At 74.3% G+C, this 12,000-nt stretch carries 10 protein-coding genes; 6 read left to right on the top strand and 4 right to left on the bottom strand.

Translation table 11 applies throughout. From position 1 onward, the window contains the following. Window positions 1–88: 88 nt before the first annotated feature. Window positions 89–682 carry a carbonic anhydrase gene (locus ACF08D_RS16135; protein ID WP_392223248.1) on the bottom strand — a complete coding sequence of 198 codons (594 nt, stop codon included), beginning with the start codon at window positions 680–682 and terminating at the stop codon, window positions 89–91. A 332-nt stretch (window positions 683–1,014) separates the two neighbouring features. Between ACF08D_RS16135 and ACF08D_RS16140 the strand changes: the two genes are divergently transcribed. The 5 genes from ACF08D_RS16140 (at window position 1,015) to ACF08D_RS16160 (ending at window position 8,000) form a co-directional block, all read left to right on the top strand. Beyond that, window positions 1,015–1,767: a response regulator transcription factor gene (locus ACF08D_RS16140; protein ID WP_392223249.1), complete on the top strand. Its 753-nt coding sequence runs from the start codon at window positions 1,015–1,017 to the stop codon at window positions 1,765–1,767. A gap of 15 nt (window positions 1,768–1,782) precedes the next feature. Beyond that, the gene (locus ACF08D_RS16145) at window positions 1,783–3,315 is read left to right on the top strand and encodes a sensor histidine kinase (protein ID WP_392223250.1); all 1,533 of its coding nucleotides are present in this window, start codon (window positions 1,783–1,785) and stop codon (window positions 3,313–3,315) included. A gap of 228 nt (window positions 3,316–3,543) precedes the next feature. Then, window positions 3,544–4,122 carry a dienelactone hydrolase family protein gene (locus tag ACF08D_RS16150; RefSeq protein ID WP_392223251.1) on the top strand — a complete coding sequence of 193 codons (579 nt, stop codon included), beginning with the start codon at window positions 3,544–3,546 and terminating at the stop codon, window positions 4,120–4,122. 72 nt (window positions 4,123–4,194) lie between these two features. Then, window positions 4,195–6,366, top strand: a complete 2,172-nt coding sequence (locus tag ACF08D_RS16155) for a TerD family protein (RefSeq protein WP_392223252.1) — start codon at window positions 4,195–4,197, stop codon at window positions 6,364–6,366. A gap of 443 nt (window positions 6,367–6,809) precedes the next feature. Next, complete coding sequence (locus tag ACF08D_RS16160) at window positions 6,810–8,000, top strand: glycosyltransferase (RefSeq protein ID WP_392223253.1); 1,191 nt, start codon at window positions 6,810–6,812, stop codon at window positions 7,998–8,000. 54 nt (window positions 8,001–8,054) lie between these two features. Here the strand turns inward: ACF08D_RS16160 and ACF08D_RS16165 are convergent, their stop codons facing one another. From ACF08D_RS16165 to ACF08D_RS16175, 3 genes are all read right to left on the bottom strand, one after another. After that, complete coding sequence (locus ACF08D_RS16165) at window positions 8,055–8,588, bottom strand: hypothetical protein (protein ID WP_392223254.1); 534 nt, start codon at window positions 8,586–8,588, stop codon at window positions 8,055–8,057. 82 nt (window positions 8,589–8,670) lie between these two features. Then, window positions 8,671–9,837 (bottom strand): PP2C family protein-serine/threonine phosphatase, encoded by a 1,167-nt coding sequence (locus tag ACF08D_RS16170; RefSeq protein WP_392223255.1) that lies wholly within the window; start codon window positions 9,835–9,837, stop codon window positions 8,671–8,673. Window positions 9,838–10,127: 290 nt separating this feature from the next. Then, complete coding sequence (locus tag ACF08D_RS16175; protein ID WP_392223256.1) at window positions 10,128–11,306, bottom strand: PP2C family protein-serine/threonine phosphatase; 1,179 nt, start codon at window positions 11,304–11,306, stop codon at window positions 10,128–10,130. A 102-nt stretch (window positions 11,307–11,408) separates the two neighbouring features. Here ACF08D_RS16175 and ACF08D_RS16180 point away from each other — a divergent pair, with 102 nt between their 5' ends. Further along, a complete protein-coding gene (locus ACF08D_RS16180) occupies window positions 11,409–11,900 on the top strand; it encodes a MarR family winged helix-turn-helix transcriptional regulator (RefSeq protein ID WP_392223257.1) in 492 nt (163 codons plus the stop codon). The last annotated feature ends 100 nt before the right edge of the window (window positions 11,901–12,000 follow it).

Genomic DNA, 12,000 nt, shown 5'->3' on the forward strand with positions numbered 1-12,000 from the left:
GGCCGTCCGGGCCGTGGGGGTACGAACGCGGGTCGCTGGGGCGTGCGGGGGCGGCCGTCAGGGATACGAGCGGGGACGCGGGGGCGGGTCAGCGGGCGGCGAACGTGCCGTCGTCGCCCAGTTCGTGGAGTACGCCGGTGTCGACGCGGTAGTACCAGCCGTGCAGCCGGAGGTCGTCGGCGTCCAGGAGGCGGCGGACGACGGGGTAGGTGCCCAGCGTCGCCAGCTGGTGCACCACATTGAGCTGGACCAGGCGCTCCAGGGCGCCGTCCTCCTCCGTCGCCCGGGGCGCCAGCGCGGGGCGGACCAGCGAGAGCCACGCCTCGACGCCGGGGAGCAGCGAGAGGTCGCCGCCGGACGCGAGCGCGCTCATGGCCCCGCAGTGGGAGTGGCCGCAGACGACCACGTCGCGGATGCCGAGCACCTCCAGGGCGTACTCGACGGTCGCCACCTCGCCGGACACGTCGGCGGCCCAGCGCGGGGGGACGATGTTGCCGGCGTTGCGCAGTTCGAAGATCTGGCCGGGGCGGGCGCCGGTGATGTGCGCGGGGACGACGCGCGAGTCGGAGCAGCTGATGACGAGCGCCTGCGGGGACTGGCCCTCGGCGAGGTGCCGGTAGGTGTCCCCGGCGTCGGCCACCTGCCGGTGGAAGGAGCGGGCGTGGTCGAGAAGGGTCTGCATGTGTCCTCTGTCCTCCTGGTCGACATGGTTCCGGGGCCGCCGGGCGCACCCGTGCGGTGCGCCGTGCTGCCCCGGGCTGTGCCGACGACCCTAGGAACCCCTCTTCCAGCGGCAGGGAAGCGTTTGGTTAATACGTGGCCGGCGGCCGTCCAGTTCTCTGCCGGGCCCGCTCTGTGAGGTATCGCTCGAAGACGCCCTCGGAGGCGGGTCCGGGGCCGGGTCCTGGGGTACGGTGCGGACTCCGAACAGGCGCCGGAAGCCCAGGTGGTGGCGCGTTCGGGTCGTCGTGCGGCGCGGTGCGCCCGGCGCTGAGCGGAGGGACGGGACCACACATGCGGGTGCTGCTGATCGAGGACGACGCGACCATCGCCGAGCCGCTGGCGGAGGGGCTCTCCCGCTACGGGCTGTCGGTCGAGCGGGTGGCGACGGGCGGGGACGCGCTCGCCGGGCCGTTCGGGGACATCGTGCTGCTGGACCTCGGCCTTCCGGACATGGACGGGATCGACGTCTGCCGCCGGATCCGGCAGGTCTCGCACGTGCCGATCATCATGCTGACCGCGCGGGGCGAGGAGGCGGACCGGGTGGTGGGCCTGGAGATGGGCGCGGACGACTACCTGGCGAAACCTTTCAGCATGCGGGAGCTGATCGCCCGCATCCGCGCCGTGACCCGTCGCACCCGGAGCACCGCGGCGCACCCGGACCCCGCGGCGCTCGCCGGGGCGGGCCTCCCCGGGGCGGTCCGCTCCGGTTCCGTGGCGCAGCCGGACGTTCCGGTCTCCGAGGAGCCGCGGCGTCTGGGCGCGCTGGTGGTGGACGTCCGCACCCGCCAGGCGTGGGTGGGCGGCGCCCTGGTGGAGCTGACGCCCAAGGAGTTCGACCTGCTGGCGCTGCTCGCCGAGGACCCGGGCGCGGTGTGCTCGCGCCGCCGCATCCTGGCCGAGGTGTGGGACCCGCACTTCCACGGGCCCACCAAGACCCTCGACGTCCATGTGGCGGCGCTGCGCCGCAAGCTGGGCGACCCGGGCTGGATCCGGACGTTACGGGGCGTGGGGTTCCGCCTGGTCGTCCCGGCGGCGCACGACTGACGGGCGGGCGATCGGATGACCCGGCGGCTGTTGCTGAGCCATCTGACGGTGGCCCTGCTGGTGCTGCTGTGCCTGGAGGTGCCGCTGGGCATCGTCTACGGCCGGGCGGAGCAGCAGCGCGCGACCCGGGCGGCGGAGGACGAGGCGGAGTCCCTCGCGGCGTACGCGGCCGTCTCCGTGGCGGGCGGCCGGGGCGCGGCCCTGGGTGACCGGGTGGCGCACTGCGCCGCGCGGATCGGCGGGGACGTGTACGTGTTCGGCCCGGACGGCAGCCTCACCGCCGCGTCCGGCCCGTTGTCCCCCGCCGGTACGCGGGCCATGGCCGGCCGTCCCGAGGTGCGGTCCGCGCTGCGCGGGCGGGCGGCCACCCAGGTCCGCACCGCGGCTCTGGGCGGGGTACGGGAACTGTCCGCCGCCGCGCCGGTGCCGCTGGGCGCCTCGCGCTTCGGCGCGGTACGGGTCGGCTTCCCCACCGGCACGGTGCACCGGCGGGTGCACGGGGTGTGGCTGACCCTGGCGCTGGTGGGGCTGGTGGCCCTGACGGCCGTGGCGGGCGTGGCGTTCCGGCTGGCCCGGTGGACGAGCCGGCCCGTACGGGAGCTGGAGCGGGCGACCGCCCGCCTCGCCGAGGGCGACCTGTCGGCGCGGGCGACCCTGGCCACGTCGACCGGCCCGCCCGAGGTGCGGAGGCTGGCGATCACTTTCAATGAGACCGCCGCGCGGCTGGAGCACCTGCTGGAGGCGCAGCGCGCGTTCGCCGGTGAGGCGTCGCACCAGCTGCGGACGCCGCTGGCCGCGCTGCGGCTGCGGCTGGACAACCTGGAGCCGGACGTGGCCCCCCGCGCCCGGCCGGGTCTCACGGCGGCGATGACGGAGACGGAACGGCTGGCCCGCATGGTCGAGGGGCTGCTGGCGATGGCCAGGCTGGACGAGAAGGCCGCGACGCCGGTGGCCGTCGACCTCGACGCCGTCGCGCTCGACCGGGTGCGGACCTGGGCCCCGGTGTTCGAGGAACGGGGCTGCCGGCTGGCCCTGGGGATCGAGCACGCGGGGCGGGCGCTCGCGGTACCGGGTGCCGTGGAGCAGATCCTGGACAACCTGCTCTCCAACGCCCTGCGGGTGTCCCGGCCCGGTTCGGTGGTGCTGGTCGACCGCCGCCCGCCGCGCCCACCGCGCCGGGGCGCCCGCGAACAGCGCCCCGGCTGGGCCGAGTTGCATGTGCTGGACGAGGGCCCCGGCATGCCGCCCGAGCACCGGGACCGGGCCTTCGACCGGTTCTGGCGCGCCCCGGGTGCCGGCGAGGGCGGCAGCGGTCTGGGCCTGCCGCTGGTGCAGCGGCTCGCGGTGGCGAGCGGCGGGCGTGCCGCGCTGGAGGAGGCCGCCCGGGGCGGGGTGGACGCGGTGGTGCGGCTGCCCGCCGTCCCCTCCCCCTCGCCCGGGGGCGGTGCGCCCGCCGGCCGGGTCGAGGCCCTGATCCCGTGGCCCTCCCTGCGGTCGGTCCCGGTGCCCCGCCGCCGGGGGCCGTCGCGCACCGGGCCCGGCGCCTGACCTCCGTACGACCACCACCAAGCCCTCTCGGACCTGGTCGTCGCCGCCGCGCATCGTGCGCCGGGGCGCGCGGACCGGACCATCCCCTGGAGTGCCGGTACGCCGGGCGGAGTGGGCGCTCCGGCGCATCCCCCTCTCGCCGGCGGCACCGACCAGCCGTTCTCCGGCCGCCTCGGGCCATACTCGTGCCGGGCGCCGCCCGGGCGCCCCGGTGACGAGGAGAGCGACATGGCCGAGGTGCTGGTCTTCCATCATGGGCACGGACTGACCGCCGGTGTCCGCGCGTTCGCCGAGCGGGTCGGACGGGCCGGGCACACCGTCCACACCCCGGACCTGTTCGAGGGGCGGGTGTTCGGCACCCTGGAGGAGGGCGTCGGGTACGCCGCGGAGGCCGGGTTCGGCACGCTCATCGAGCGCGGGGGCAGGGCCGCCGAGGGGCTGCCCACCGGGCTCGTCCTCGTCGGGTTCTCGCTCGGCGTGCTGCCCGCGCAGAAGCTGGCGCAGACCCGCCCCGGTGCGAAGGGCGCGGTGCTGCTGGAGGCGTGCGTCCCGGTCGCTGAGTTCGGCGGCGCCTGGCCCCGGGACGTCCCGGTCCAGGTCCACGGCATGGACGCGGATCCGTTCTTCGCCGGGGAGGGCGATGTGGAGGCGGCCCGCGCGCTCGTCGGGACGGCGGCCGACGCCGAGCTGTTCCTCTACCCCGGGGACAGGCACCTGTTCACCGACAGCAGCCTCCCGACGTACGACGAACGGGCCGCGGCGGAGGTCACCCGGCGCGTGCTCGCCTTCCTCGCCCGCATCGGCTGAAGGGCGCCGGACCGGGGGACGGGCGCGAAAACTCCGGTGCGCCGTCCCGGGCGCCTCTGCGATCATCCCCGGATGGCGCACGGTCTTGAATCACTGGTCATCCGGCACACCCACCGCGTCCCCAGCCCGAGGGGCTCGGCCGGGCAAGGTGCCGTCGCCGCGCGGCAGTTCGACGCGGCCCTGGCGTCGGTGGGGTTCAAGCTCTCGGTGGAGCTGCTGGAGCGGCTGTCGGGGCTGTCCGAGGCCGCGGTCGTGCACACCGCCCGGCGGACGCTCGCCACCGTGGGCGAGATGGTGGGTGACCACGTCCGGCACAACGCGTACTTCATCGACTTCCCGGCGAACGTTCCGGACACCGAGGAGTTCTGGATGCGGTGCGTCGCGAAGGCGCTCGACGACGGGGCGGCGCGCGAGAACGTGCTGACCCAGCTGACCCAGGGGGTGCTGAACCTGCTCAGCCTCCCCGCGTACGGGCGGTACCAGCACACGTACGAGGAGATGCTCGCGGCGCAGGACGAGCTGATCGCCTCGGCGGGCGACCGGGTGACCGTCCTGCACCTCGGGCGGGAGCTGGACGCCGAACTCACGGACCTGTACCTGGCGTTGGCGGGCAGTACGACTCCGCTGGGCGAGGACGACCTGCGTGACCTCTCGGTGCTCGCCGCGCGGTGCGCGGCCGGCCCGCAGCCCGAGGCGATCCCGGTGCGGGAGAACCGGGCGGTCGTGAACGCGGCCCGGCTCACCGCCGGCGCCGGCCTGCTCCTCGACACGGTCACCGATGTGCTGCGGCTGGCCTGTGTGCTGTCCGGGGGCGATGTGACACTCCAGGAACCGACGCGGTTCCGGGCGCTCTCGCGGCCGGTCCGCCGCGCCCTGCTCGCGGGGCTGGACACCGTGGTCGCGGCGAGCCCCGGGAAGCTCTCCGATGTGCACGCGCACCGTGAGCCCTTCAAGCGGCTGGGCGAGCGGCTGCATCCGCACGAGTACCCGCGGTGGCCGCACGCCGCCGAGGTGTTCGCCGTGGCGCGGGGCGAGAAGGAGGCCCGGTCCTTCGAGAGCCGTGTCGAGGAGCGGCTCGACGCGTTCGACGTGCTCGGTGCGGTGCGGTTGCTGGCGTCCGCGCCGGGCAGGCTGTTCCGCGCGCTGGACCTGCTGCTGCGCGTCGCCGCGGACCAGGAGGAGCGGGACGCGGTGGTGGCCGCGGCGGTGCGGGCCGCGCCGGAGGTCTCCGGCCGGGTGGTGCTCTCGGTGCGCGAACACCTCCACAACCGGGCGGCGGAGACCGGTGCGCCCCGTATCTTCGTCAACCGGCGCGGCCGGGCGTGGGTGTCGCCCGACCACCGGCCCCCGGTGCCGGCCGCCGACCGCGACCGTCTGATCGGCGCCCTGGACGCCGAGCTGCGCCGCCGCCTCCCGGCGCCCGGCCGGCTGCTGGTCGACCCGGACGTCCTGGACGTGGCCCTCCCCCTCAGCGGCCGGGCCACCGCGTCCGGGCTCGGCGTGCTGCCACGGGGGTCGGTGTCGGCGGTCGGCGGCGACGAGCTGCGGTTCTTCGTGTACTGGAAGGAGAGCGCGCGGCGGACCGACTACGACCTCTCCGCGCTGCTCCTGCACGCCGACTACAGCACCGACTCCTGGCTCTCCTACACCTCGCTCAAGGCCGTGGGGGGCGTGCACTCGGGCGACATCACCGAGGCGCCCGACGGGGCTTCGGAGTTCATCAATCTGTCCCTGGACCGGGTGCGGAGCACGTTCATCGTGCCGCAGGTCAACATCTACGCCGGTGAGGGCTTCGACGAGGCCGAGGAGTCCTTCTTCGGGTTCATGGTGCGGGACGGCGAGCAGAAGGGGCGGCCCTTCGAGCCGCGTACGGTGCGGATGAAGTCGGAGCTGCGCGGAGTGGGCCGGGTGGCGCTGCCGCTGGTGTTCCGGCGCGAGGACGACGGCCGGTGGCGCGCGAAGTGGCTGCACCTGTACCTGCGGGGCATCTCGTCGGCCAACCGGGTCGAGGAGAACCAGCTGTCGGTGTCCACGGTGGTGCGCGCCCTCGTGGAGCGCGAGCAGCTGACCGTGGGGTACCTGATCGGCCTGATGGACCGGGACGGCACCACCGTGGACCTGTGGGACGGCACGCCCGTCCCGGACGAGCCCGTGATGTACGTGGGCCTCGAGCGCCCCGACGGCCTGCACCCGGCGTCGCGGGTCGTCACCCCCGGAAATCTGCGCGACCTGATCCCCGGCTGAGTGCTAGCGTTGCCCGTGGCGAGGCCATGGAAGGGCTTCCTTCTCCTTCCTCTCTGATACGAGTTCTTCCGCTTTCCTCGCTCTCGCGTCGCCCGGGCGGCGCTCGTGCTCACCGCACGCGCGCCGCCCGAGCCGTTTTCCCGCCCGCTCCCGCGATCGGGGGACGGTCGCACCCCGATCGTCAGGCTCGGCGCCCCGGTTGCTGCCCGAGCCGACCGCCGACCGGTCCCTCGGGCTCCGTCCCGGGCCTTCCCGCGTTCCCGCACGGCGTTCCAGGCGGCCTGCGTCTGCGCTGGTCACAGGCGGTGCGAATGTTCCCGTGTCCCGCGCCGGCCGGGGGCGGTGGCGGCGAGCGGCCGGGAGGGCGCAGCCTCGGTGGTGGCCGGGCCACGGGTGTCCGGTGTCCGGGACTCGACCCGCCGACCTCTGCTTGGAGTGCTTCCGTGACCTTACGGACAGCGGTGACCGCCGAACCGATTCCGTCCCACGTGTCCGCCCTGGACTACGTCGTCGGCCCGGCCCTCGGCCAGGGTCACCATGTCACCGTGTACGCGCCGCCCATGTTCCGCCGTGAGGTCCGGCGGCGCCGGGCGGACTTCCGTGCCGCCGGGGTGAACTGGACGTGCGATCCCGGGCTCCAGAGGGCCGCCGGCCGGGTGTGGAGGAGCCAGGGCAACGCCGCCTTCAACCGGTACGTCTTCGGCCGCCTCTGGCCCCGGCAGGCCGCGGTGAAAGCCCGTGACCTGATCGGCGCGTGGCGCCGGGACCGGCCGGATCTGGTGATCGCCGAGTGCAGCGACCCGGGCGCGCACCTCGCGGCCAGGGTCCTGCGGCTGCCGCTGGTGGCGGCGGACAACGGCCTCGGGCCGGTGCTGGTGGACCTCTGGGACACGCATGTCGCGCCCGCGCTGCTTCCGCTGTACGAGCGGTACGGGCAGGACTCCCCCACGCTCCCCCCGATGCTCTCGCCCGCGCCGCTCCCCTGGTTCTTCCCGGCGCCCCCGGCCTCGGCGCGTGCGGTCCGGCGCACGCTCCCGGCGTTCCGTACCGCCCCGTTCCGGCACCCGGGTGTGGCGCTGCGCCCCTCGCGCCCGCTCGTGTACGTGAGCCTGGGCACCCTTGCCACCGCGATGTCCGGCCTGCGCACGGTGGCCGAGGGCGTCTACCGGGAGGTCATGGCCGCCGTTCGTGCCCTCGACTGCGACGCGATCGTGTCCGCGGGCGACCTGGCGCCCCGCCTGCCGAGCGCGGGTCCGCACATCACGGTCGTCACGCGCGTCCCGCAGCCCGCGCTCCTGCACCGGGCCGGTGCGTTCGTGACGCACGCGGGCCGGGCCTCGCTGCTCGACGCGGTGCAGGCGGCAACACCGGTGCTGAGCATGGGCGTTCTGGCCGACCAGCCCGGCAACGCCGCCGCGTTCAGCGGCCGCGGCCTGGGGCGGTCGCTGGACGTCACGGCGGGGCGCGACGAGATCGCCGGGGCGCTGAGCGCCCTCCTCGGCACCTCGCGCCACGCGACCGCCATGCGCGCCGCCAGGGCCGAGTTGTCCCGGCTGCCGCCGCTGGACCTCGCCGCGCTCCGGGACGGCGCCACCGGCCCGGTTCCCGCGTGCGGTGGCGGCTCGGCGGGCTGACCGGCCGTAATGCCGCGTACGCCGGTCCGGCCCTTCGGACCCCGGCCGGGCCGATCAGGCGGTCAGGACCCGGGCTCCGGTCACGGGGGCGGTCAGCGCCTCCAGACGCTTGATCAGGCGTCGTACGACCAGCAGCGGGACGATGCCGAACACCCCGAAGGACATGTCGATGACCGACCACCACACGGGGATGCCCCGGATGGGTCCGCAGATCAGGGCGAGCGGGATGATGCCGGCGCAGGCGATCATGCCGAACTCGATGACCCAGATGTTGCGGACGGGGTCGCGGTAGGGGCCGTAGAAGGCGACGGCGATGACGAGGTGCGCGAAGGCGAGCCAGTCCGTGCCGTAGAGGAGGAAGGGGTAGCGCTGGTCGGCCGTGTCGAGACCGGCTCCCACGCGCTCGATCCACTCCCGCAGGGAGGGCAGGGCGTCGGCGACCGGGGACGCCCAGCCGCTCAACGCGTCCTCCATCAGGCCGACTTCGGTGACGAGCGGAAAGGCCGTCACCCCGCTGAGCACCAGGCAGACGATGAAGAACACCAACCAGGCACGTATGCGCCGCAAAAGGGCACGAGTCTCGCTCATGTCCGCAGCGTACGCCGGGGTTCACCGCCCCTCCGACCTGGCCCTGCCTCCGGCGTCCCCACGGCGCCGCCCGCGGGCGCGCTCAGGGGCCGCCCCGCCAGTCGAGGCAGACGACCACGGCGTCGTCCAGGGCCTCGGCGGAGCCGCGGTGCCCGGCCAGCTCCTGGAGGATGGCGCGGGGCACCTGGGAGGGCGGCAGGAGCCGGGTGCTGAGCAGGGCGCGGGCGAGTGCCTTCTCGGCGTACCGCTCACCGGAGGGGGACGCGACGTCGTGTGCGCCGTCGCTGAGGAAGACGAGGCGGTCCCCGGCCCGCACCTGGATGTGCTCGGTGGTGTAGGGCGTGTCCTCGAACATGCCGAGGGGCAGCTGCGGTTCCAGGGAGATCTCCTCCACGACGCCGTCGCGCAGGAGCCACACCCGGGGGGATCCCGCGTCGACGATCTCGACCTGACCGGTGGCGAGTTCGAACCGCAGGAGCAGGGTGGAGAGGTAGACGGATCCGCGGTAGTGCCCGTACACGGCCTGGTCGGCGAGGTACGCCTGGTCGGGCAGGGAGAGCCCGGCGCGGCGGGCGTTGCGCAGGGCGTTGATGGCGAGGTTGGTGAGGAGGGCCGCCTCGATGCCTTCGCCCATCCCGTCGGTGACCGTCAGGGTGAGGTGATCCGCGGTGGCGGACCAGTCGAAGTTGTCGCCGTAGACGGCGTACGCGGGCTCCAGCTGGGCGCCGAGCGCGTACTGCGGCCGGGAGCAGGAGCGGCCGGGCAGGAGCTGCCACTGCATCTCGGCGGCGAGGGTGAGCCGGGTGGCGCGGCGGGCCTGGAGGTAGAGGTCGGTGTCCCGCTCGGCGACCATGATCGCGTAACCGAGGATCTCGGCGATCTCCTGCAGCTCCCGCACCACCTGGGGGGTGTGCCGCTCGGCGGGCAGGCACACGCTGAGCACCCCGATGCGGTCGCCGCGCACGCTGACCGGGAGGTGCAGGGTGACGAGCGAGGAGAACTGGTCGGTCTCGGCGTGCGGCTCCTGGCTGGCGAACGCGCGGCCGGGAGCGCTGGCGTTGACCGGGATGGGTTCCACCGCGTACGGAAGGGCGGGCACCGGTTGCAGCATGGTCATCGCGTAGTCGGCCATGAGCAGGTCGACGGAGGTCGCGCCGTAGCGGTCGGTGATCTCGTCGCGCACCACCGGCAGCAGCCCGTGCGGCTCCGCCGAGCGCAAGGCGCGTTCCACGTCCCTGGGTGTGTCCAACGCCGGATTACCACCTGTTCCACGGAGGGCCGCGGTGCGGGACAGCTCCGCTGCACCCTTCACCATTCTGCGCCGGCCGGCGGCCGGTGCCACCGGACGGGGAGCCGTGTTTCCGGGGACGGGTCAACCCTTCCCCGCGGCCCCCGGGGCAAACAAGGCCGGCCCGGCGCCCGGCGGGACGCCCGGCCGGGCCGGCAGCACCGGGGTGCCGGACGATCGGCGTCGGGCGCGCGGGGCGGTCGGGTGCCGGGGCGGGGGGCCGAGGGGCGTTCGCGCTCAGGCGTTCGCGCTCAGGCGTCCGCGGCCGGGCGGCCGTGCCAGTCGAGGCAGACGACCATGGCGTCGTCGGCGGCGTCGATGGGGCCGCGGTGCCCGGCGAGCTCGTGGAGGACCGCGCGCGGCACCTGGGACGGGGGCAGGAGGCGGGTCGCGGTCATGGCCCGGGTGAGGGCGGTCTCGCTGTAGCGCTCCCCGGCGGGTGAGGCGACGTCGTAGACGCCGTCGCTGAGGAAGAAGAGGCGGTCGCCGGGCAGCACGCTGAAGGGCTGGGCCGTGTAGATGGTGTCCTCGAACATGCCGAGCGGAAGCTGCGGCTCGAGCTCGATGGGTTCCGCCTTGCCCTGCCGCAGCCGCCACATCTTCGGCGAGCCGGCGTCGACGATCTCCACCTCTCCGGTGGCCAGGTCGAAGCGCAGGAGGAGGACGGAGAGGTGGGCGGCGCCGTGGTAGTGGCCATAGATGGCCTGGTCGGCGAGGAACGCCTGGTCGACGAGGGAGAGCCCGGCGCGGCGGGCGTTGCGCAGGGCGCTGACGGCCAGGCTGGTGAGGAGGGCGGCCTCGGTGCCCTGGCCCATGCCGTTGGTGACGGTCAGGGTCAGGTGGTCGGCGGAGGCGGACCAGTCGAAGTTGTCCCCGTAGATCGCGTACGCGGGCTCCAGCTGGGCCCCGATCTCGTACTCGGGTCTCGCGCAGGAGCGGCCCGGGAGCAGTTGCCACTGCATTTCGGCGGCGAGGGTGAGCCGGTTCGCGCGGCGGGCCTGGAGGTAGAGGTCGGTGTCGCGCTCGGCCACGACGATCTCGTGGCCCAGGACCTCGGCGACGTCCTGGAGCTCCCGCTCGGTCTCCGGCGTGTACTGATCACCGGGCAGGCGGACGGTGAGGACCCCGATGCGCTCCCCGCGCACGCTGACGGGGAAGTGCGCGACGACCTCGTCGGTGCGCGGAGGCCGTTCCACGTGGGGGCGCTGGGATCCGAAGGCCCGTCCCGGAGGGCTGCCGTGCACGGAGACGGGCTGCGCGGTGTAGGGGAGCGCGTTGACCGGTTGCAGTATGGTCATCGCGTAATCGGCCATGAGCAGGTCGACGGAGACGGCCGTGTAGGAGGCGGTGAGGGCGTCCCGTACCGCTTCGAAGAGGGCGTGAGCGGGGGCACCTCGCAGCGCGCGTTCCACAGCCGAAAATCTGTCCACCGTTGAATTACCACCTGTTCGGGATGAATGAGAAGAAGGAGTAGATGGCCTGATATGTCGCAGAGACTGACAAGGCCGTTGCAAAGTGTCACAGTTGGGGGCATGGCTGGCGAGACTTCCCCAGGCGCCGACCGGGACGCCGCCGTGAGTGCCTCCCGGGAGGTCATCGAGCTGCTCGAGGTGCTGTGGAACAAGGGGCGCGACATGGCGTCGCCGGCCCCGGTGTCGTCCTCGCAGCTGCGCGTGCTGTACGTCCTTGACCGCGACCGGCCGATCAATCTGCGCACCCTGGGCGAGGTGCTGGGGGCGGCGCCCTCCTCGGTGAGCCGGATGTGCGACCGCCTCGACGCCCTGGGGTTCGTGGAGCGCTCCCCCAGCTCGTCCAGCCGGCGGGAGCTGGAACTCCGCCTGTCCGCCCGCGGGGTGAGCTACCTGGCCGACCTGCGCACGCGCCGCGAGGCCGCCCTGCTGGGTGTCATTTCCGCCATGCCGTCCGCGGAGCGCGCGGCGCTGGCGGCCGGGCTGAGCAGCTTCCGTCTCGCCGTCGAAGGCGCCGCCTCCGAAGGCAGTGACGACGCGGCGGAGACGGCCTGACCGACGGCGGACGTGGTCGGCGTGGAGTCCGCTTCACGGCTTCACCTGCCATAGTTGCTCGGGCGTGCGACCGCGGGGCGGAGCACGAAGGGGGCCAGCA

The organism is Streptomyces sp. NPDC015131, from assembly GCF_043079975.1.
Classification (GTDB): domain Bacteria; phylum Actinomycetota; class Actinomycetes; order Streptomycetales; family Streptomycetaceae; genus Streptomyces.

What these genes read in the sequence shown, in the direction of transcription:
- ACF08D_RS16180 (WP_392223257.1), top strand. Translation starts at nt 11,409, where the DNA reads ATGGCTGGCGAGACTTCCCCAGGCGCCGACCGGGACGCCGCCGTGAGT.
- ACF08D_RS16165 (WP_392223254.1), bottom strand. Translation starts at nt 8,588, where the DNA reads ATGAGCGAGACTCGTGCCCTTTTGCGGCGCATACGTGCCTGGTTGGTG.
- ACF08D_RS16150 (WP_392223251.1), top strand. Translation starts at nt 3,544, where the DNA reads ATGGCCGAGGTGCTGGTCTTCCATCATGGGCACGGACTGACCGCCGGT.
- ACF08D_RS16140 (WP_392223249.1), top strand. Translation starts at nt 1,015, where the DNA reads ATGCGGGTGCTGCTGATCGAGGACGACGCGACCATCGCCGAGCCGCTG.
- ACF08D_RS16155 (WP_392223252.1), top strand. Translation starts at nt 4,195, where the DNA reads ATGGCGCACGGTCTTGAATCACTGGTCATCCGGCACACCCACCGCGTC.
- ACF08D_RS16135 (WP_392223248.1), bottom strand. Translation starts at nt 682, where the DNA reads ATGCAGACCCTTCTCGACCACGCCCGCTCCTTCCACCGGCAGGTGGCC.
- ACF08D_RS16145 (WP_392223250.1), top strand. Translation starts at nt 1,783, where the DNA reads ATGACCCGGCGGCTGTTGCTGAGCCATCTGACGGTGGCCCTGCTGGTG.